Annotated in this window: 20 protein-coding genes; all 20 read left to right on the plus strand. The window is 69.7% G+C overall.

What is annotated here, in order from left to right; all coding sequences use genetic code 11:
* Nucleotides 1-212 precede the first annotated feature (212 nt).
* The 20 genes from AAEX57_RS02170 to AAEX57_RS02265 all read left to right on the plus strand — a co-directional run bounded on the left by AAEX57_RS02170 (nucleotide 213) and on the right by AAEX57_RS02265 (nucleotide 18,827).
* Nucleotides 213-314 (plus strand): 30S ribosomal protein bS22, encoded by a 102-nt coding sequence (locus tag AAEX57_RS02170; protein ID WP_002550589.1) that lies wholly within the window; start codon nucleotides 213-215, stop codon nucleotides 312-314.
* Nucleotides 315-357: 43 nt separating this feature from the next.
* Nucleotides 358-717: a glutaredoxin family protein gene (locus AAEX57_RS02175; protein WP_342090620.1), complete on the plus strand. Its 360-nt coding sequence runs from the start codon at nucleotides 358-360 to the stop codon at nucleotides 715-717.
* Nucleotides 718-858: 141 nt separating this feature from the next.
* Nucleotides 859-1,539: a redox-sensing transcriptional repressor Rex gene (locus AAEX57_RS02180; RefSeq protein ID WP_342090621.1), complete on the plus strand. Its 681-nt coding sequence runs from the start codon at nucleotides 859-861 to the stop codon at nucleotides 1,537-1,539.
* The gene (hemA, locus tag AAEX57_RS02185) at nucleotides 1,536-2,900 is read left to right on the plus strand and encodes a glutamyl-tRNA reductase (protein WP_342090622.1); all 1,365 of its coding nucleotides are present in this window, start codon (nucleotides 1,536-1,538) and stop codon (nucleotides 2,898-2,900) included. Before AAEX57_RS02180 ends, hemA begins: the two co-directional genes overlap by 4 nt.
* Nucleotides 2,897-3,868 (plus strand): hydroxymethylbilane synthase, encoded by a 972-nt coding sequence (gene hemC, locus AAEX57_RS02190; protein ID WP_342090623.1) that lies wholly within the window; start codon nucleotides 2,897-2,899, stop codon nucleotides 3,866-3,868. The genes hemA and hemC overlap by 4 nt, the downstream gene beginning before the upstream one ends.
* Nucleotides 3,865-5,502 carry a uroporphyrinogen-III synthase gene (locus AAEX57_RS02195; protein ID WP_342090624.1) on the plus strand — a complete coding sequence of 546 codons (1,638 nt, stop codon included), beginning with the start codon at nucleotides 3,865-3,867 and terminating at the stop codon, nucleotides 5,500-5,502. Before hemC ends, AAEX57_RS02195 begins: the two co-directional genes overlap by 4 nt.
* Before the next feature lie 9 nt (nucleotides 5,503-5,511).
* Complete coding sequence (gene hemB / locus AAEX57_RS02200) at nucleotides 5,512-6,489, plus strand: porphobilinogen synthase (RefSeq protein WP_342090625.1); 978 nt, start codon at nucleotides 5,512-5,514, stop codon at nucleotides 6,487-6,489.
* A gap of 87 nt (nucleotides 6,490-6,576) precedes the next feature.
* Nucleotides 6,577-7,893 (plus strand): glutamate-1-semialdehyde 2,1-aminomutase, encoded by a 1,317-nt coding sequence (gene hemL / locus AAEX57_RS02205; protein WP_446721056.1) that lies wholly within the window; start codon nucleotides 6,577-6,579, stop codon nucleotides 7,891-7,893.
* 2 nt (nucleotides 7,894-7,895) lie between these two features.
* On the plus strand, nucleotides 7,896-8,486 hold the full coding sequence (locus tag AAEX57_RS02210; protein WP_446721047.1) for a TlpA family protein disulfide reductase: 591 nt from the start codon (nucleotides 7,896-7,898) through the stop codon (nucleotides 8,484-8,486).
* Between the two features lie 139 nt (nucleotides 8,487-8,625).
* Nucleotides 8,626-9,336, plus strand: a complete 711-nt coding sequence (locus AAEX57_RS02215; protein ID WP_342090727.1) for a cytochrome c biogenesis CcdA family protein — start codon at nucleotides 8,626-8,628, stop codon at nucleotides 9,334-9,336.
* Nucleotides 9,337-9,356: 20 nt separating this feature from the next.
* Nucleotides 9,357-10,916 carry a cytochrome c biogenesis protein ResB gene (gene resB, locus AAEX57_RS02220; protein WP_446721048.1) on the plus strand — a complete coding sequence of 520 codons (1,560 nt, stop codon included), beginning with the start codon at nucleotides 9,357-9,359 and terminating at the stop codon, nucleotides 10,914-10,916.
* The gene (gene ccsB / locus AAEX57_RS02225; RefSeq protein ID WP_342090628.1) at nucleotides 10,913-11,929 is read left to right on the plus strand and encodes a c-type cytochrome biogenesis protein CcsB; all 1,017 of its coding nucleotides are present in this window, start codon (nucleotides 10,913-10,915) and stop codon (nucleotides 11,927-11,929) included. Before resB ends, ccsB begins: the two co-directional genes overlap by 4 nt.
* A gap of 81 nt (nucleotides 11,930-12,010) precedes the next feature.
* Complete coding sequence (locus AAEX57_RS02230) at nucleotides 12,011-12,295, plus strand: hypothetical protein (RefSeq protein ID WP_342090629.1); 285 nt, start codon at nucleotides 12,011-12,013, stop codon at nucleotides 12,293-12,295.
* 108 nt (nucleotides 12,296-12,403) lie between these two features.
* Entirely contained in the window at nucleotides 12,404-13,192 is a 789-nt protein-coding gene (locus tag AAEX57_RS02235; RefSeq protein ID WP_342090630.1) for an SDR family NAD(P)-dependent oxidoreductase, read from the plus strand.
* 1 nt (nucleotide 13,193) lies between these two features.
* On the plus strand, nucleotides 13,194-13,601 hold the full coding sequence (locus AAEX57_RS02240) for a YchJ family protein (protein ID WP_342090631.1): 408 nt from the start codon (nucleotides 13,194-13,196) through the stop codon (nucleotides 13,599-13,601).
* Nucleotides 13,602-13,676: 75 nt separating this feature from the next.
* Nucleotides 13,677-14,066, plus strand: coding sequence for a TOBE domain-containing protein (locus AAEX57_RS02245; RefSeq protein WP_342090632.1), 390 nt, complete (start codon nucleotides 13,677-13,679; stop codon nucleotides 14,064-14,066).
* A gap of 6 nt (nucleotides 14,067-14,072) precedes the next feature.
* Nucleotides 14,073-14,834 (plus strand): molybdate ABC transporter substrate-binding protein, encoded by a 762-nt coding sequence (gene modA / locus AAEX57_RS02250; protein WP_342090633.1) that lies wholly within the window; start codon nucleotides 14,073-14,075, stop codon nucleotides 14,832-14,834.
* A complete protein-coding gene (locus tag AAEX57_RS02255; RefSeq protein ID WP_342090635.1) occupies nucleotides 14,831-15,622 on the plus strand; it encodes an ABC transporter permease in 792 nt (263 codons plus the stop codon). Before modA ends, AAEX57_RS02255 begins: the two co-directional genes overlap by 4 nt.
* Nucleotides 15,615-16,712: a sulfate/molybdate ABC transporter ATP-binding protein gene (locus tag AAEX57_RS02260; RefSeq protein ID WP_342090636.1), complete on the plus strand. Its 1,098-nt coding sequence runs from the start codon at nucleotides 15,615-15,617 to the stop codon at nucleotides 16,710-16,712. The genes AAEX57_RS02255 and AAEX57_RS02260 overlap by 8 nt, the downstream gene beginning before the upstream one ends.
* A 681-nt stretch (nucleotides 16,713-17,393) precedes the next feature.
* Nucleotides 17,394-18,827, plus strand: a complete 1,434-nt coding sequence (locus AAEX57_RS02265; RefSeq protein WP_342090637.1) for a mycothione reductase — start codon at nucleotides 17,394-17,396, stop codon at nucleotides 18,825-18,827.
* The last annotated feature ends 2 nt before the right edge of the window (nucleotides 18,828-18,829 follow it).

Here is an 18,829-nt window from a genome sequence, read left to right on the forward strand (position 1 = left end):
GAGCGTGGTCGGCTTCGGGCCTGCTTGAGGTGGTCACGGTGGCCGAGCCTGTCGAGTCCTCCCCGTGGGGCGTCCGGGAAACGGCCAGATTTCTCCCGACAGGGCCCGGACGGTAGAGTTGGGGGGTCGCCCTCGCATCGGCACACGCCGGGCGGGGAGGAAAAGTCTTGGCTGGAAGGGATTTCCAGTCTCATTCGAGGAAAGGCTCCACAGTGGGTTCTGTCATCAAGAAGCGTCGCAAGCGGATGGCCAAGAAGAAGCACCGCAAGCTGCTGAAGAAGACGCGCATCCAGCGTCGCCGCGCAGGCAAGTAATTCCTGCAACCCTCGGCGCAGCGCGCGTCGAAGGTACTCGACGATGCGACTGTGGCCACGAGGTGATCGTCGCCAGCCCGCAGCCTCCACCGAGGCTGCGGGTCTTGGCGTACCCGAAGAGCCCGTGATCGACATGCACGGTAGTGACGTCCTGCTGCTCACCCGGCAGGGTTGTCACCTGTGCGAACTGGCCGAGCCCGTGGTCCAGGAGGTCTGTCGGGCGCACGACGCCAGCATCACCACGCTCGACGTCGATTCCGACGAGCACCTGCGCGCCCGGTACACCGACCACGTGCCGGTGCTCTACGTGCGTGGCCGGCTGCTGGACTACTGGCAGGTGGATGCCGGGCGGCTGCAGCGTGCGCTCGCCGGGGAACCGGTGACGGGGCCGCCGCCCTTGTGAGCCGGGAGTTTGCCCGCGGAGCCGTCGCCAGTCCCATTCCCGAGCACACGGCTTTGTGAACTTTTTCACCGATGGTTACAGTGCACGGGAAGCAAAGATGCCCGCGCGGACCCGCCGTCGCGATGACAGGCCAGGAGTGTGATGACGAGCCCCGCAGACCAGATCCCGGAGGCGACGATTGCGCGCCTGCCCGGCTACCTGCGGGTGCTGGTGGAACTCGACCAGCGGGGCACCACCCGGGTCAGTTCCACCGAACTCGCCGAGGCAGCCGGGGTGCAGTCCGCCCTGCTGCGGCGCGACCTGTCGCACTTCGGCAGCTATGGCACCCGGGGCGTCGGTTATGAGGTGCCGGTGCTGATCCGGGAGATCGGCGAACACGTCGGCAGCGGCACCACCTGGCCGGTGATGGTGGTGGGTGTCGGCAACCTGGGGCGGGCACTGGTCAGCCACACCGAGCTCTTCGACCCGGACTTCCAGCTGGTTGCCCTCGTGGACAACAATCCGGCGGTGATCGGCCGCAGCATCGCCGGGGTCGCCGTCGCCGCCGCCGAGGAACTGGAGGCCGAGGTGCACCGCACCCAGCCGAGGATCGCGATCATCACCACCCCGGTGGTCGCCGCGCAGGAGGTCTGCAACCGAGTGGTCGACGCCGGGGTGACCAGTGTGTTGAACTTTGCCCCGACAACCCTCAACGCTCCGGAAGGCATCACCGTCCGAACGGTGGACCTCTCCCAGGAGCTGCACATCCTTGCCTTTCACGAGGCGCGACGGGTGGCCGGCCAGGCCCCCGCCACCATTTCCGCGCAGGAGAAGACGCAGTGACTCTGCTTGCCGTCAGCATCAACCACCGCACCGCCGGGCTCGACCTGCTGGCGCGGACCTCGATGGACAACGAGACCAGTCGGGAGCTGGCCAAGAGCCTGGTGGCCGCCGCCCACGTCGGTGAGGCGCTGGTGCTGTCCACCTGCAACCGCACCGAGGTCTACCTGGACACCGAGCGTTTCCATGCCGGGCTGGAGGCCATCGCCCAGCCGCTGGCCCGCCGCGCCGGGGTGGAGCGTGCCGCGCTGCCGGAGGTCTGTCGGGTGTACTACGACGAGGCCGCCGTCACCCACTGCTTCGGCCTGGTGGCCGGGCTGGACTCGCTGGTGGTTGGGGAGAACCAGATTCTGGGGCAGGTGCGCGAGGCACTGTCCAGCGCGCAGGAGGACCGCACGTCGGGCCCCGCGATCAACCAGCTCTTCCAGACCGCCTTGCGGGTGGGCAAGCGCGTGCAGTCCGAGACCTCGATCGGCGCCGCGGGGCGCTCCGTGCTGTCCGCCGCGCTGGACCAGCTGGGCGACGACCTGCAGGCCGACAGCAGTTCGGTGCTGGTGATCGGCGCCGGGGCGATGGCAGGGCTGGCCGCCCGCACCCTGGCCTCGCGCGGCGCCCGGGTGGACTGCACCAACCGCACGCTGGCCAAGGCGGAACGGCTGGCGACCGAGGTGGGTGGGGTGGCCATCCCCTTGTCGGAGCTGGATTCCGCGGTGGCGGAGCATGACGTGGTGGTGACCTGCGTCGGCGCCGCGGGCAACCTGGTCAGCGCCGAGAACCTCTTCGAGGGGCACGCCCCGCGGATCGTGATCGATCTGGCGATGCCGCCGGACGTCGACGAGAACGTCGCCGACAAGGGCGTGCGCCTGGTCAACCTGGCCAGCCTGAAGGCCGCCTCCAATGGCGAGGACGAGCTGGACGTGGAGGCCGCCCGACGGCTGGTCGCCTCCGAGGTGACCGCCTTCCTGGCCAAGCAGCGCGCCCAGGCCGTCACCCCGACCGTGGTGGCCCTGCGCCAGATGGCCACCGGTGTGGTGGACAAGGAGATGGCCCGGCTGGAGCGCCGGGTGCACGGGCTGGACGAACAGGCCGTCGCGGAGATTCACAATGCGCTGAACCGGGTGGCGGAGAAGCTGATCCACTCGCCCACCGTGCGGGTGCGGGAGTTCGCCGGCGGAAATGCCCCCGTCGACTATGCCGCCGCGCTGCGCGCCCTGTTTGCCCTGGAGGGGCACTGCATCGCGCTGAGTGATCCCGACGACTGCCCGCCCGAGGCCCGACGGGCGGTCACCGAGCAGGTCGACGGGTTGCCGGTGCCCGTGCTCGACGTCGCCCATTCGCAGGAACAGGAAGAGGCAACCGCATGATCCGGATCGGAGCCCGACGTTCGCCGCTGGCCGTGGCGCAGGCCGAATGGGTGGCCGCCCGGCTTGCCGGGCTGGGCCATCCGTGCGAACTGATCGGCATCGACTCGCTGGGGGATGTGGACCGGCGTCGGCTGACCGAGATCGGCGGCACCGGCATCTTCGCCACCGCCGTCCGCGAGCAGCTGCTGGCCGACGGGATCGACGTCGCCGTGCACTCGCTGAAGGACCTGCCCGTGGCTCCCGCGCCTGGGCTGAGCGTGGCCGCCATCCCCGCCCGGGAGGATGTCCGCGACGTGCTGGTCGGGCTGCCGGTGGAGCAGTGGCGCGATGGCACCGTCGTCGGCACCGGATCGCCGCGGCGCGCCGTGCAGCTGGAGCAGCTGGCCCGCGAGCGGGGCGTCACCATCGAGGTGGTGCCGATCCGCGGCAATGTGGACACCCGGCTGGCGCTGGTCCATGACGGCGAGGTGGACGCCACTCTGCTGGCCGCCGCCGGGCTGCTGCGGCTGGGTCGGCTGGACGCGTCGGTGATCACCACCGGCGTCGACCAGAGTCAGGACGTGACCATCGGCGAGCTGCCCGCGCGTCTGCTGGCCGTCGACGTGCTGCTGCCCGCCGCCGGGCAGGGCGCGCTGGCCGTCGAATGCCGCAGCGATGCCCCCGACGAGGTGCTACGAGCCCTGGCCGAGCTGGACCACGCCGAGACGCGCTCCGCCGTCTCCGCCGAGCGGATCTTCCTGTCCACCTTGGAAGCCGGCTGTCTGGCCCCAGTCGGGGCGCTCGCCCGGGGTGGCGCCGATTTGACGCTCAGTGTGGTTGCCGGGAAACAATCATCCGATGATGGACTGCTGCGTGCGGTCCGCCAGGGTCACAGCAGCGAGGCCGAAGCCATCGGCGCCGCGCTGGCCCAGGAGTTGCTGCCCCAGCTCAGCGCTGGCGCCGAGGAGAAGGTGGAAGTACCACGGTGAACAAGGAAGATGCCGCCGGCATCGCGAACGCGCCCGGACGGGTGCAGTTCGTCGGGGCCGGCCCAGGTGACCCCAACCTGCTGACCCTGGCTGCGGTCAGTGCCCTGCAGGAGGCGGCCGCCGTCCTGGTGGACAGCGAGGAGTTGCGCGCCCTGACCGGTCATCCCCTGGTGAAGCTGGATGCCCGCACCACCGTCCTCAGTTTTGCGCCCACCGAGCAGGCCCCGGAGGCCCCGTTGGAGGCACGGGTCAAGGCCGTCACCCAGGCCGCCGCCGAGGGTCGCACTGTGGTGCGACTGGTGACCGGCGACCCCTTCCTGGACGGCAGGGTCTCCCGCGAGGCCGCCGCCTGCGTGCAGGCCGGGTTGGACATCGAGATCGTCCCCGGAATCTCCGCCATGACCGCCGTCCCGGAATATGCCGGCGTCGCGCTGGATGCGGGCGGGGTCCACCTGCTCAATGCCGTCCCGCACGAGGGTGAAGCGGCCCCGTTGGATGACGCCCACCAGTGGCCGCTGGACGGCACCCTGGTGGTGCGCGCCACCGCCAGCCAGCTGGTGGCCGTGCAGCAACGCGCCCTGGCCTCCGGCCGGGCCAATGACGAGCAGGTGCTGCTGACCTTCTCCGGCGGCAGTACCAAGCAGAATTCCCGCCAGGCCAAGCTCTCCGAGCTGCCCCGGGTGGCTCGCACCCTGGACCCGGAGGTGACGGTGCACGTGATGATCGGCGCGGCTGTGGCCCAGAGCCCGCGCGCCGAGCTGGACTGGTTCGAGAGCAAGCCGCTGTTCGGCTGGCGGGTTCTGGTGCCCCGCACCAAGGACCAGGCCGGTGAGATGGTGGCCCGGCTGCAGCTCTACGGTGCCCATGCCGACGAGGTGCCGACCATCTCCGTCGAGCCGCCGCGCACCCCGCAGCAGATGGACAAGGCCGTGCGTGGCCTGGTGGAGGGCAGTTACGAGTGGGTTGGTTTCACCTCGGTGAATGCCGTCCGCGCCGTGCGGGAGCGGCTGGAGGAGTACGGGTTGGACGCCCGTGCCTTCAGCGGCCTGCGGATCGCCGCCGTCGGGCACACCACCGCCAAGGCACTGCGGGACTGGGGCATCGTGCCGGATCTGGTGCCCACCGGTGAGCACTCCGCCGCCGGGCTGGCCGCCGAGTTCCCCGCCTATGACGAGGTGCTCGACCCGATCAACCGGGTCTTCCTGCCGCGTGCCGACATCGCCACCGAGGTGCTGGTGGCCGGCCTGACCGAGCTGGGCTGGGAGGTCGACGACGTCACCGCCTACCGCACGGTGCGCGCCGCCCCGCCGCCCGCCGAGACCCGCGAGGCGATCAAGACCGGCAAGTTCGACGCCGCCGTCTTCACCTCATCGTCGACGGTGCGCAACCTGGTGGGGATCGCGGGCAAGCCGCACAACCACACGGTGATCGCCGCGATCGGGCCGCAGACCGCCACCGCCTGCACGGAGCATGGTCTGCGGGTGGACGTCGTCGCGCCCCAGCCGGGTGCGATCGAGCTGGTGGACGCCCTGGCGGCCTTCGCCCGGGAACGTCGCGCGGAGCTGATCGCGGAGGGACGCCCGGTCACCAAGCCCAGTGAGACCCGTCGTCGTCGCAAGGTGGCAACGGCCTAGACTGGCCCAATGATCAATCGTCCCCGCCGTCTTCGTACCAACCCGGCCATGCGCGGCATGGTCAGCGAGAATGTCGTCGAGGCGCGGCACCTGATCCTGCCCGCCTTCGTCGCCGACGGACTGGACGAGCCCCGGCCGATCTCGTCGATGCCGGGGGTGCAGCAGCACAGCATGGATTCGCTGAAGCGGTTGGCCACCGAAAGTGCCCGGGCCGGCCTGGCCGGGATCATGCTCTTCGGCGTCCCGAAGCCGGAGGACAAGGATCCCAATGGCACCAAGGCACTGGCCGAGGACGGCATCCTGAACCGCGCGATCCGTGAGGTGCGCGACGAGGTGGGCGACGACCTGCTGGTGATGAGCGATGTCTGCCTGGACGAGTTCACCGACCACGGCCACTGCGGCGTGCTGAATCCCGACGGCGTGGTCAACAATGATCTCACCGTGCTGCTCTACGCGGAGATGGCCCGGATCCACGCGGAGTGCGGCGCCCACGTCGTCGCCCCCAGCGGAATGATGGACGGCCAGGTGCTGGCGATCCGCGAGGCGCTGGACGACTCCGACCACGACGAGGTCGCGATCATGGCCTATGGCGCCAAGTACGCCAGCGCCTTCTACGGCCCCTTCCGCGAGGCGGTGGACAGCTCGCTGCAGGGTGATCGCAAGACCTACCAGCAGGATCCGGCCAATGCCCGCGAGGCGCTGCGCGAGGTCTTCGCGGACATCGAGCAGGGCGCGGACATCGTGATGGTCAAGCCCGCCCTGCCCTACCTGGACATCCTGCGCCAGGTGGCCGACGCGGTGGACGTGCCGGTGGCCGCCTACAACGTCTCCGGCGAGTACTCCATGGTGGAGGCCGCCGCCGCCAACGGCTGGCTGGATCGCGAGCGCACCATCGACGAGACCCTGCTGGCCATCCGTCGCGCCGGCGCCGACATCACCCTGAGCTACTGGGCGCTCGAGTGGGCCCAGCGCGCCGCCCGTCGCTGAGGTCCGAGCCGGCGGAGCGCGGACCGGAGAACGGTCACGGATTCGGTGCTCACACAATCGCCGCATAGGCTGGCCCCCATGCAATCCGTGCCCGTCAGTGAGGACCTGTTCGCCCGCGCCCAGAAGGTCATTCCCGGCGGGGTCAACTCGCCGGTGCGCGCCTACCGCGCCGTCGGGGGCAACCCGCGCTTCATCACCAGCGCGCAGGGCGCCTTCGTCACCGACGCGGATGGCAATGAGCTGGTTGACCTGGTGGGTTCCTGGGGGCCGATGATCCTGGGCCACGCCCACCCGCAGGTGCTGGATGCCGTGCAGGCCACCGCCGCCAAGGGCACCTCCTTCGGTGCCCCGACCCAGGCCGAGGTGGAACTGGCCGAGCTCATCACCGAGCGCACCCCAATCGAGATGGTGCGGCTGGTCAACTCCGGCACCGAGGCCACCATGAGCGTGCTGCGGCTGGCCCGCGGCATCACCGGCCGCAACAAGGTGGTCAAGTTCATCGGCTGCTACCACGGCCACGTCGACTCCCTGCTGGTGGCGGCCGGTTCCGGAGTCGCGACGCTGGCCACCCGCGAGGTCGGCGCCATCCCGTCCAGCCCGGGTGTGCCCACCGCCGTCGCCGGCGACACCATCATTGCCAACTACAACGACCGCGCCGCGGTGGAGCAGATCTTCGCCGAGCACGGCGACGAGATCGCCTGCATCATCACCGAGGCCAGCCCCGGCAACATGGGCGTGATCGAGCCCGGCGTCGTCAACGGGGAGCACTTCAACGCCTTCCTCAAGCGGATCGCCCACGAGCATGGCGCGCTGTTCGTCAGCGACGAGGTGATGACCGGTTTCCGGGTCACCCGCAGCGGCCAGTTCGGCAAGGATGGTGTCGAGCCCGATCTGATGACCTTCGGCAAGGTGATGGGCGGCGGCTTCCCGACCGCGGCCTTCGGCGGTTCCGCCGAGCACATGCTGCACCTGTCCCCGGTCGGCGGCATCTACCAGGCGGGCACGTTGAGCGGCAATCCGGTGGCGTCGGTGGCCGGCGCCACCACCCTGAAGCTGTGCACCGAGGAGGTATACACCCACCTGGACGGCATTTCCGCCACCCTGCAGCAGGCGGTGCACACCGCGCTGAGCGCCTTCGGCGTGCCGCACACCATCAACACCGCCAACAGCATGTTCAGTGTCTTCCTGGGCACCGAGGGCCCGGTCACCAACTACACCGAGGCGCAGCAGCAGAGCCCGGAGGCCTTCGCCGCCTTCTTCCACGCCATGCTGGACGCGGGGGTCTACCTGCCGCCGTCGGGCTACGAGTGCTGGTTCCTCTCCGCCGCCCACGACGCGAAGGTGATCGACCGGGTGATCGACGCCCTGCCGAAGGCCGCCGCCGCGGCCCGAAAGGCGCTGTGACCGTGGGCCATGAACCTCGGGGGGTGCGCCGCCGCACCGTGCTGAATGCCGCGCTGGCCGGCGGGCTCGCCCTGCCGCTTGCGGGCTGCAGTGACTCGTCGGGGGTGAATGCGGAGGACGGCTTCGCGATCGGCGACGGCAACTACGCCGTGATCGCCCCGGCCGACCGCAAACCGGCCCCGGAGATCTCCGGCACCACCCTGGACGGCAAGCAGCTGAACCTGGCCGACCACAAGGGCAAGGTGGTGGTGGTCAATGTCTGGGGTTCCTGGTGCCCGCCCTGCCGTCACGAGGCGCCGGCCCTGGTGGAGGCCGCCAAGAAGACCAAGGACACCGCCCAGTTCATCGGCCTGAACACCCGCGACACCAATACCGCGCAGGGGCAGGCCTTTGTCCGCACCTTCGGCATCACCTATCCCAACTTCTACGATCCCGACGGCAGCCTGCTGCTGGCCTTCAAGGTGCTGCCGGCCAAGGCGATTCCGAGCACCCTGGTGATCGACAAGGAGGGGCGGATCGCCGCCCGGATCCTGGGCGAGGCCACGACGTCCACCCTGGTGGGCGTCGTCGAGGACATTGCCGCCGGCAAGTGAGTGAACCCCGAGTGAGTGATCCCGCGTGCTGACCCTGCTGCAGACCACCCTGCCCGGCCTGGCCGATCCCGCTGCGGGCGCCGCCATGCTGCCCCTGCTGGAGACCGGCGCCTGGGTGCGCGACGCGCTGGGCGGTTCCATGCTGTTGGCCATACCGGTGGCGGCGCTGGCCGGCCTTCTGAGCTTCTTCTCGCCCTGCGTGCTGCCGCTGTTGCCCGGCTACCTGAGCTTCGCGACGGGGCTGAGCGCCGCCGAGGTGCAGGAGGGCGGCCATCGCGGCCGGATGCTGCTGGGCAGCTCACTGTTCGTGTTGGGCTTCGCAGCGGTCTTCGTCGCGACGGGTGCCGTGATGGGGAGTCTGGGCGCCGCACTGATCACCCACCAGCGGCTGATCAGCGTCGTGGTGGGCCTGCTGACCATCGCGCTGGGGGCGGTCTTCCTGGGGCTGGTGCCGCTGGGGCAGCGTGAGCTGCGACTGCACCGGGTACCCCGGTTGGGCATTCTTGCGGCGCCTCTGCTGGGCGTCGTCTTCGGGGTCGGCTGGACGCCCTGCATGGGTCCGGCCCTCTCGGTGGTGCTGGGCCTGGCGATGAACGAGGCCTCCCAGGGGCGCGGCGCCTTCCTGGCCTTCTGCTATGCGCTCGGATTGGGGCTGCCCTTCATCCTGGCCGGGCTGGCGCTGACCCGGATGGGGCGGGCGATCGGCTTCGTCAAGGCCCACCAACTGGCGGTGCAACGCCTCGGTGGGGCGCTGATGGTGGCCGTCGGGCTGATGCTGGTCACCGGGCTGTGGGACCTGATGATGGCCGTCCTGCGGCAGTGGGCCGTCAACTACGGAGCCCCGATCTGATGGGCACACGAGAGGAACAGATGAGCACCAGCACCGGCAGCACGACGTCGGCCCTGAAGCCGGTGGAGATGCTGCGCTGGGTGTGGACCCAGTTGACCAGCATGCGCACCGCCCTGGCGCTGCTCTTCCTGCTGGCGCTGGGCGCCATCCCCGGCTCGCTCATCCCGCAGCGTGGGCAGAGTGCCCAGAAGGTGACCGCCTTCAAGGCCGACCATCCGACGCTGGACAAGTTCTACGAGCCGCTGGGGATGTACGACGTGTACACCTCGCCCTGGTTCAGCGCCATCTACCTGCTGCTCTTCGCCAGTCTGATCGGCTGCATCGTCCCCCGGATCCGGGTCTACTGGCGGGCGGTTCGCGGCCGGCCCGCGCGGCTGCCGTCGCGACTCGACCGGCTGCCCGAACACCGCCTGACCAGCCTGGACGCGTCGGCGGCCGGTGCCAGCCTGGACAATGCGGAGGCCTGGCTGCGCAAGCGTCGCTTCCGCACCGAGCGTCTCGAGCTGCCCGACGGGCAGCAGGGGATCAGCGCCGAGCGCGGCTACCTGCGCGAATTCGGCAACCTGCTCTTCCACCTCAGCCTGGTCTTTGTGCTGCTCGGCATCGCGTGGAACAACATGCTCGGCTTCAAGGGCTCGACGATCCTCGTCGAGGGGCAGGGGTTCAGCAATTCCATCACCCAGTACGACGAGTACCACGCCGGCGCCTGGGTGGACACGGACAATCTGGCCCCCTTCACGCTCAAGCTGAAGAAGTTCATCGTGAAGTTCGAGACCGGCCAGGTGCAGCGGGGTGCCGCGCGGGACTTCCAGGCCAAGATGGACGTCACGGAGGGCGGCACCACCAGCGCCAGCACGGTGCGGGTGAACCACCCGGTGACCATCAAGGGCAACAAGATCCACCTGATCGGTCACGGCTATGCCGCGCACGTCACCGTGAAGGACGGGGCCGGCAAGGTCGCCTGGTCCGGGCCGGTGGTCTTCCTGCCGCAGGACGGCAATTTCACCTCGTCGGGCGTGATCAAGGCCCCCGACGCCCGCCCGGAGCGGCTCGCCTTCCAGGGCGTCTTCCTGCCCACCGCCCCGGAGAGCGGGATGATGGGCCAGTCGCTCTTCCCCGACGCCTACAACCCCAAGCTCTTCCTGAACGCCTATCACGGCAAGCCGAAGACCGAGACCGGCAAGCCGGAGAACATCTACGCACTGGACACGGCCGGACTGACCCAGTTCACCGATGGTGACGACGTGCTGCGTTTCATGCTCAAGCCGGGGGAGGGCTACACCCTGCCCGACGGCAAGGGCAGCATCGAGCTGGATGGTTGGAGCCGGTGGAGCAAGGTGCAGATCAGCCGCGCGCCGGGCCTGCCACTCACCTTCGGCTCCATCGCCGCCGCGGTGCTGGGACTCTGCCTGAGCCTGTTCGTCCGTCCGCGACGGCTGTGGCTGCGCACCAGGGCCCTGGAAGATGGCACCCTTGTGCTGGAAACGGCCGGGCTGGATCGAGCCGACGCCCGCACCGGGCTGGCCGAGGACGTCGATGACCTGACCGCCGCGGCCATCGGCACAGAGGAGAAGAAGTGAGCATCCAGGAGCTGTCCGCGCTGGGCATCGTCACCGCGGCGGTGGTGTATCTGCTGGCCTTCATGGCGCACGCCGCCGAATGGGCCTCGGCCCGCGGGCTGTCCGCGGAGCCGACCGGGGCTGAGCCGGTCGAGGCCCCGGAACTGGTTGGTGCCCGCGCTGGGTCCACGGCGGGTGGGCCGGTCGAGGCCACCACGTCGGCTGAGCCTGTCCACGCCAGTCGCCTCTCGTCGCCCGACGACGAGGCGGCCCGCGTGCGGGTGGACATGTTCGGCCGGCTGGGGCTGGGCCTCACCCTGATCGCGCTGGTCAGCCATGCGCTGGGCACCGTGCTGCGCGGCGTCGCCGCCAACCGCGCGCCCTGGGGCAACATGTACGAGTTCACCATCTCCGCCCTGCTCTTCGTGGTGGTCGCCTATGTCTGGCTGGCGCTGACCAGGAACATGCGCTGGCTCGGGTTGCCGATCACGCTGCTGCTGGCCGTCGGCAATGGTCTGGCCGCCACCGTCTTCTACGTCGCGGTGGCCCCGCTGGTGCCGGCCCTGCACTCGGTCTGGTTCATCATCCACATCGTCGCCGCCTGCATCGCCGGCGCGGCCTTCAACCTGGGAGGCATGGCGTCGATCATCTACCTCTTCCAGGAGCGTGCCGAGGCGAAGGCCGTCGGCACACCGCGCACCGGTTACCTGGCCAAGTTGCCCACCGCCAAGCAGATGGACACCTTCGCCTACCGGGCGCATGCCTTCGCCTTCCCGATCTGGACCTTCACCATCGCCGCCGGCTCCATCTGGGCCGAGTACGCCTGGGGACGTTTCTGGGGCTGGGACCCCAAGGAGACCTGGAGCCTGGTCACCTGGGTGGTCTACGCCATGTACCTGCACGCCCGGGCGACGGCCGGGTGGCGCGGCCGCAATGCCGCCGTCATCGCGATCATCGGCGTGGCCAGTTTCTGGTTCAACTTCATCGGGATCAACCTGCTGGTCAGCGGCCTGCACTCCTACGCCGGCATCTGAGCCAGCGGTTCCGCCCACCGCGACGTGCCGGGTACTGGACGGGGATGCAGGCGCACCGGGCGAACGGCTAACGTCGGGGCCATGACAGTTGAACCAGAGGCCGTCGTCGGATCGACGCGGCGTGGCTGGCTGCCGGTCACCACCCTGGTGCTGGCCCTGCTCTGCGCCGCGGGTCTGCCCTGGGCCTACCTGATGGGGGTGATGGCCCCGCTGGTGGTCGCGCTGATGGTGACGGTCTTCGGACTGGTCGGCTCCCTGGTGGCGGTGCAGCAGCGCCGCACCAAGCTCTTCATCGCCAACGCCGTGGCCGCCTTCGCCCTGGTGCCGCTGATGCTGGTGCTGGTCACGCTGCTCTCCGGCCCCTGAGCCCTGGACTCCGCGCTGTGCGCCGGTGGCCCAGGGCCGACCCGTTCGCCTTAACCTCGGGATCGGCCGACCGGGGTGGCCCAAGGCGCACCCGACTAGGCTGTGGCCATGCATGCACTCGTGACCGGAGCATCCGGCGGCCTGGGACAGGCCTTCTGCAATCACCTCGCCAGCCAGGGCCATGACCTGGTGCTGGTCAGCCGACGCACCGAACAGCTGGAGCAGATCGCCGCCGACGCCCGCGCCCGCTACGGCGTCGGGGCCATCGTGATCCCCGTCGACCTCTCCGAGGAGGCCGCCCGCAATGAGTTGGCCGCCGAGCTGGAGCGACGCCAGATCACCGTCGACGTGCTGGTGAACAATGCCGGTTTCGGCACCATCGGGGAACTGGCCACCGCCGACGTCGACCGGCTGAACGACGAGATCGGGCTGAACTGCGGCGCGGTCGCCCACCTCAGCCGGCTCTTCCTGCCCGGCATGCTGGCCCAGAGCTCAGGCTCGATCATCAATGTGGCCAGTACCGCGGCCTTCCAGCCGATCCCGACGATGGCCGTCTACGCCGCCACCAAGGCCTTCGTGCTGAGCTTCACCCAGGCGCTCTGGCAGGAGACCCGCAACACCCCGGTGCGGGTCACCGCGATCTGCCCCGGCCCCACCGAGACGCCCTTCTTCGACGCCGCCGGCGATGACCAGGTGCTCGCCAAGCGCCGCACCCCGGATCAGGTGGTGGCCAGCACCTTCAAGGCCCTGGATCGCCGGCTGCCCAGCGTCACCGACGGCCTCTACAACGCGCTGCAGGGACATGTGGCCAAGATCATGCCGGCGATGATCTCCGTCCCGATCGCTCGGCTGGCGGTCAAGCCGGCCAAGCAAGCCCAGCGGTCCAAGCGGGCCTGAGTTGGTCGCGCTGGACGCCCAGCCATGCCCCTGCGGGAGCGGCCAGACCTTTGCGCAGTGTTGCGGGCCCTTCCTCGACGGGCATCTGGCGCCCACCGCCCAGGCGCTGATGCGCTCGCGCTACACCGCCTTCGCGCTGGCCGGGCGGCATCCGGCGGCCGCCAATCACCTGTGGCGCACCTGGCACCCGTCGAAGCGCCCCGACGACTGCACGCCAGACCCGGGGCAGGTGTGGGAGGGGCTGCGGATCACCGAGGTCGTCGACGGTGGCCCCGACGACGAGTCGGGCGAGGTGAGCTTCACCGCGCGCTGGAGGCAGGGCCGCGCCCGCGGGGTGCTGGCCGAGCGGAGCTTCTTCGTCCGCCGGGCCGGGCGCTGGGTGTACCTGGACGGCGACCTGGAGCAGTGACCCCTGGGTACTGGGCCGATCTGCCCCGGTCCAAGCCACCCGCTGTTCCGTGGCTGCGGGTGTTAGGCTCCCCACGTGCCGCAGTTGAGGATATCCGAAGCCGCCAGCCTGTTGGGCGTGAGCGATGACACCGTACGCCGTTGGATCGACGCCGACCGGCTGGGCGCCAGCAAGGACGCGTCGGGGCGCAGCGTCGTCGACGGCGTGGAGGTGGCCCGGCTGGCCCAGGAGCTCGCCGGCGCCCAGCGCGAGGACCCTGCCACTCGCACCTCGGCCCGCAACCAGTTCCGCGGTCTGGTAACCCGGGTGGTCTCCGATCAGGTGATGAGCCAGGTGGAGCTGCAGTGCGGCCCCTACCGGGTGGTCTCGCTGATCTCCACCGAGGCGGTGCGGGAACTCGGGCTGGAACCCGGCGTGGTCACCACCGCGCGGGTCAAGGCCACCAATGTCGTCCTGGAGAACTGAGGAAGCATGCGATCCCGAACCACCCTGCTGGCCGCCGGCGCCCTGCTCCTGCCACCGGCCCTGCTCGGCTGCTCGGGGCCGGACAGGAAGGCCGATGCCGCCACGCTGCATGTCTTCGCCGCCGCCTCGCTGAAGTCCACCTTCACCACCATCGCCAAGGACTTCGAGACCGCGCACCCCGGCACCACCGTCGCGCTCTCCTTCAACGGCAGTTCCACCCTGGTCACCCAGATCAAGGAGGGCGCCCCGGCCGACGTCTTCGCCTCCGCCGACGAGAAGAACATGACCACGGCCACCGAGGCAGAGCTGGTCACCGGCACCCCCAGGATCTTCGCCAGCAATGTGCTCACCCTCGCGGTGGCCCCCGGCAACCCGAAGCAGATCACCGGGCTGGATTCCTCGCTGGACGGCAAGAAGCTGGTGGTCTGCGCCACGGGCGTGCCCTGTGGCAATGCGCTGGCCACGCTGCAGGCCAGGCTCAGGGTCACGCCCCAACCGGTCTCGGCGGAACAGAGTGTCACCGACGTGCTGGGCAAGGTCACCTCCGGCGAGGCCGACGCCGGTGTGGTCTACGCCACCGACGCGAAGGGCGCGGGGGAGCAGGTGGCCACGGTGGCCATCCCCGGCGCGGAGCGGGTGGTCAACCGCTACCCGATCGCCGTGACGGCCGCCAGCAAGCACCCCCAGCTGGCGCAGGACTTCGTCGACGAGGTGACCGGCCAGAAGGGGCAGCGGGTGCTGGCCGACGCCGGTTTCGGCACATCGTGAGCCCAGGCTCGCCCCTGCCGCGATGGTTGTACTGGCCCGCCGGGTTCGGTCTGCTCTTCGTCGCCCTTCCGATCGCGGGGCTGCTCAGCCGGATCCCGTGGCCGCGGCTGGCCACCCTGATCGCCCAGCCCGAATCGCTGGCGGCGTTGCGCCTGAGCCTGCTCACCTGCGGCTGCTCGCTGGTGCTGGTGATCCTGCTCGGCCTGCCGCTGGCCCTGCTGCTGGCCCGCGCCAACGGCCCCTGGGCCTTGGTGGCAAGGGTCTTCGCGGTGCTGCCGATGGTGCTGCCGCCGGTGGTGGCGGGTCTGGCGCTGCTGGTCACTTTGGGCCGACGTGGCCTGCTGGGTGCCCACTTCTCCGCCTGGGGGATCGAGATCGGCTTCACCACCCTGGCCGTCGTGATCGGCCAGACCTTCGTCGCCATGCCCTACTTCGTGGTGGCGCTGGAGGGGGCGCTGCGCACCCTGGATCCGGATTTCGAGCGGGTGGCCGCCACCCTGGGGGCCTCACCCACCCGGGCCCTGACCAGGGTGACATTGCCGCTGCTGGCACCGGCCCTGATCGGCGGCGCGGCGATGGCCTTCGCCCGGGCGCTGGGGGAGTTCGGGGCCACCCTCACCTTCGCCGGCTCCCTGCCCGGGGTCACCCAGACCCTGCCCCAGGCCATCTACCTCACCCGGGAGAGTGACCCCGACGGTGCGCTGGCCCTGTCCTTCGTGCTGTTGCTGTTGGCCGCGGCGCTGATGGGTTTGTCCGGCTGGATCACCCGCAGGCAGCCCCATGTTTGAGCCCGACGGCGTGCGGATCAACGCCCGGGTTGCCGTCCGCGACGTCCAGGTGGACCTGGCCTTTCCCGCGGGGCTGACCACCGCCGTGGTGGGCCCCAATGGTGCCGGGAAAACGACGCTGGTGCAGCTGGTCGACGGTCGGCTGCGCCCCGACGCGGGCAGCGTCGCCCTCGGGGGGATGACGATCACCGATGCCTCCACCCACCTGCCCACCCACCGTCGCCCGATCGCCCTGCTGCAGCAGCGGCCGCTGCTCTTCCCCCATCTGGATGTGCTGGACAATGTGGCCTTCGGCCCGCGCGCCCGGGGAGCCTCCCGCCGCCGCGCCCGGGAGCGGGCGAGTGCGGAGCTGGCCGCCGTCGGGGCCGAGCACCTGGCAGGCCGTCGGCCCGCGAGTCTGTCGGGGGGGCAGGCGCAGCGCGTCGCGCTGGCCCGGGCGCTGGCCACCGACCCGGCGGTGCTGCTCCTGGACGAGCCCTTCGTCGCCCTGGACGTGGGGGTTGCCGCGGTGATGCGTCAGTTGCTGGCCCGACGCCTGGCCACCCCGCCGCGCCCCACCACGCTGCTGGTCACCCATGACCCGCTGGACCTGTGGGCGGTGGCCGATCAGCTGGTTTGCCTGGAGGCCGGCCGGGTCACGGCTCAGGGGGCGGTGGCCGAGCTGCTGGGGCGCCCGACCACCGGCTTCCTGGCCGAGCTGTCCGGCACCAACCTGATCCGAGGGAGGATCGACGGGGGCCAGCTGCGGGCCGAGGGGGTGGTGGTGGCCGGGCTGTGGGATGCCCCGGTCCCGGATGCCCCGACACCGGCTCGGGGTGCGTGGGCGCTGGCAACCTTCGATCCGTCGGCCGTCTCACTGCACCGCGATGCTCCCGGTGGGAGCCCGCGCAATGTCTGGCCGGTGGTGGTGGTGGGGATCGATCCGCGAGGAGCCACCGCCCGCATTCGGCTGACGCTCCCGCAGGGCGGTCCGCTGGCCGCGGATCTCACCGCGCAGTCGGTCGCCGCACTGGGGATTGCCCCGGGCAAGCGGCTGTACGCCCAGGTGAAGGCCACCCAGGTACGGCTGCACCTGCGGCCGGAGGGCTGAGCTCGATCATCCTCGGCTCCGGAAAAGAACCGAGGGCCGAGGAACTGTTGCTCCTCGGCCCTGCTGGTGTTTGCAGCGTCCGTGCCCCCACACGAGTCTGCAGCTGGTCGGCGCGGCCTCCGAAGAGCGCGCGCCCGGGCGAACGATCCCGGGCCGACCTGGATGGGTCTCCCCATGCTGGTGAAATCAATTTCGTCGCATTGACACCGAAGGGCAACCGCGCATCCCGTGATTTCCTTCGATTCCTCAATTTTGGCACTGTTTGCTTCAGCTGAAAAACCACAGGGGGCCTCGGAGGCGTTGCTTCAGGCTTGGTACAGAGAGCCAACCCCATTTGTCCCCCATTCGGGGGACAAAATGGCACCCGTGTCGTGTAGTCCCTGTCATGGTGCGCGTGACAAGCACTTCTGTCTGACCGGGGAGGGGCGGGAGAACGGTGATGAATGTCACCTTCTGGTGAATTGCTTGACTTGCGGAATGTGCTGCGTTCCTTCATTCGGAAAATTCTGGGCGCCATGGGAAGCAGCCTCTTCTGGCGTTGCGAATTTTCCCGCAGGAAATCCCGGGTGAGGTGTTTTCCTGGCTCCGGGTGCTGGATCCTTGCCCTCATTCGCCGCGGCCGGGGGTGGGCGCGGAGCCGTCCTGCGGGATTTGTGGGTGGGCGCCGGTAGTTTGGTGGGCATGGAGCACTTCGACGTCGTCATCATCGGATCCGGATCCGGCAACATGCTCATCGACGAGCGCTTCGATGGCCTGCGGGTGGCCATGGTTGAGCGCGGCGTCTACGGCGGTACCTGTCTGAATGTGGGTTGCATTCCCACCAAGATGTTCGTGCTGCCCGCGGATCATGCGGCCAGCCCACCCGACGCGGCGCGGATCAATGTTGACCTGCGTCTGGCTGGGGTCGACTTCAACCAGATCCGGGATCGGGTCTTTGGCCGGATCGATCCGATCTCGTCCGGCGGGAAGGCCTGGCGGGAGCAGAGCGACAATGTGACGGTCTTCCCCGGTTCGGGTCACTTTGTCGACACTGACGTGCTGGAGATCGCGATCCAGGGAGAGGACCAACCCGTACGGATCAGCGGCGACCGCTTCGTGCTGGCGGCCGGCTCCCGGGCAACCCTGCTGGATGTCCCCGGTGCCGGGCATCCCGATGTCGCGCCGCGGGTGCACACGTCGGACACGATCATGCGGTTGCCGGAGCTGCCCCGTTCCATGATCATCCTGGGTGGCGGCTACATCGCGGCCGAGTTCGCCCACATCTTCAGCGCCTACGGCGTCGAGGTGACCATGATCAACCGCAGCGAACGGTTGTTGCGCCGGGAGGACCGCGAGGTCAGCGAGCGATTCACCAAGATCATCTCCGAGCGGGTGAATCTCAAGCTGAACCAGCAGGTGACCGCACTGGAGCCCGATGGCGACGGGGTCGAGGTGGTGACCCAGGATCCCAATGGCATCGAGTACAGCTATTCGGCGCAGGTGGTGCTGGCGGCGCTGGGCCGGGTGCCCAATGCCGACGGCCTGGAGCTGGATCGCGCCGGCGTTCGGGTGGATGACGACGGTTATGTGGTGGTGGACGAATGCCAGCGCACCAGCCAGCCGCACATCTGGGCGCTGGGCGACGTCTGTTCGGCGTCGCAGCTGAAGCACGTCGCCAATCACGAGGCCCGGGTGGTGCAGGCCAACCTGCTGCACGAGATCACCGGCCAGGGGTCGCCACTCAGCACGGATCACCGCTTCATTCCGCACGCCATCTTCACCCATCCGCAGATCGCTGCGGTGGGCGCCACCGAGGACGAGCTGCGGCAGGCGGGCACGCCCTACCTGGCCAAGGTGCAGGCCTATGGCGACGTCGCCTACGGCTGGGCGCTGGAAGACCAGGAACACTTCGTCAAGCTGCTCTCCGACGACAAGGCGGAGCACCTGCTGGGGGCGCACATCATCGGGCCGCAGGCCTCCACCCTGATCCAGCCGATCGTCCAGGCGATGAGCTTCGGGGTGGGGATCGAAGAGATGGCGCGCGGCCAGTACTGGATCCACCCGGCGCTGACCGAAGTGGTGGAGAATGCCCTGCTCGGGCTGGTGGAACAGGCCCAGAAGCGGGCACAGGCATGAGG

The organism is Luteococcus sp. H91, from assembly GCF_038433135.1.
In the GTDB taxonomy this organism is placed as follows: Bacteria; Actinomycetota; Actinomycetes; order Propionibacteriales; family Propionibacteriaceae; genus Luteococcus.

Bases quoted from the DNA above. Each gene is read 5' to 3' on its own strand.
- AAEX57_RS02175 (WP_342090620.1), top strand. From the start codon at position 358: ATGCGACTGTGGCCACGAGGTGATCGTCGCCAGCCCGCAGCCTCCACC.
- AAEX57_RS02180 (WP_342090621.1), top strand. From the start codon at position 859: ATGACGAGCCCCGCAGACCAGATCCCGGAGGCGACGATTGCGCGCCTG.
- hemC (WP_342090623.1), top strand. From the start codon at position 2,897: ATGATCCGGATCGGAGCCCGACGTTCGCCGCTGGCCGTGGCGCAGGCC.
- hemB (WP_342090625.1), top strand. From the start codon at position 5,512: ATGATCAATCGTCCCCGCCGTCTTCGTACCAACCCGGCCATGCGCGGC.
- AAEX57_RS02215 (WP_342090727.1), top strand. From the start codon at position 8,626: ATGCTGTTGGCCATACCGGTGGCGGCGCTGGCCGGCCTTCTGAGCTTC.
- resB (WP_446721048.1), top strand. From the start codon at position 9,357: ATGAGCACCAGCACCGGCAGCACGACGTCGGCCCTGAAGCCGGTGGAG.
- AAEX57_RS02230 (WP_342090629.1), top strand. From the start codon at position 12,011: ATGACAGTTGAACCAGAGGCCGTCGTCGGATCGACGCGGCGTGGCTGG.
- AAEX57_RS02235 (WP_342090630.1), top strand. From the start codon at position 12,404: ATGCATGCACTCGTGACCGGAGCATCCGGCGGCCTGGGACAGGCCTTC.
- modA (WP_342090633.1), top strand. From the start codon at position 14,073: ATGCGATCCCGAACCACCCTGCTGGCCGCCGGCGCCCTGCTCCTGCCA.
- AAEX57_RS02260 (WP_342090636.1), top strand. From the start codon at position 15,615: ATGTTTGAGCCCGACGGCGTGCGGATCAACGCCCGGGTTGCCGTCCGC.
- AAEX57_RS02265 (WP_342090637.1), top strand. From the start codon at position 17,394: ATGGAGCACTTCGACGTCGTCATCATCGGATCCGGATCCGGCAACATG.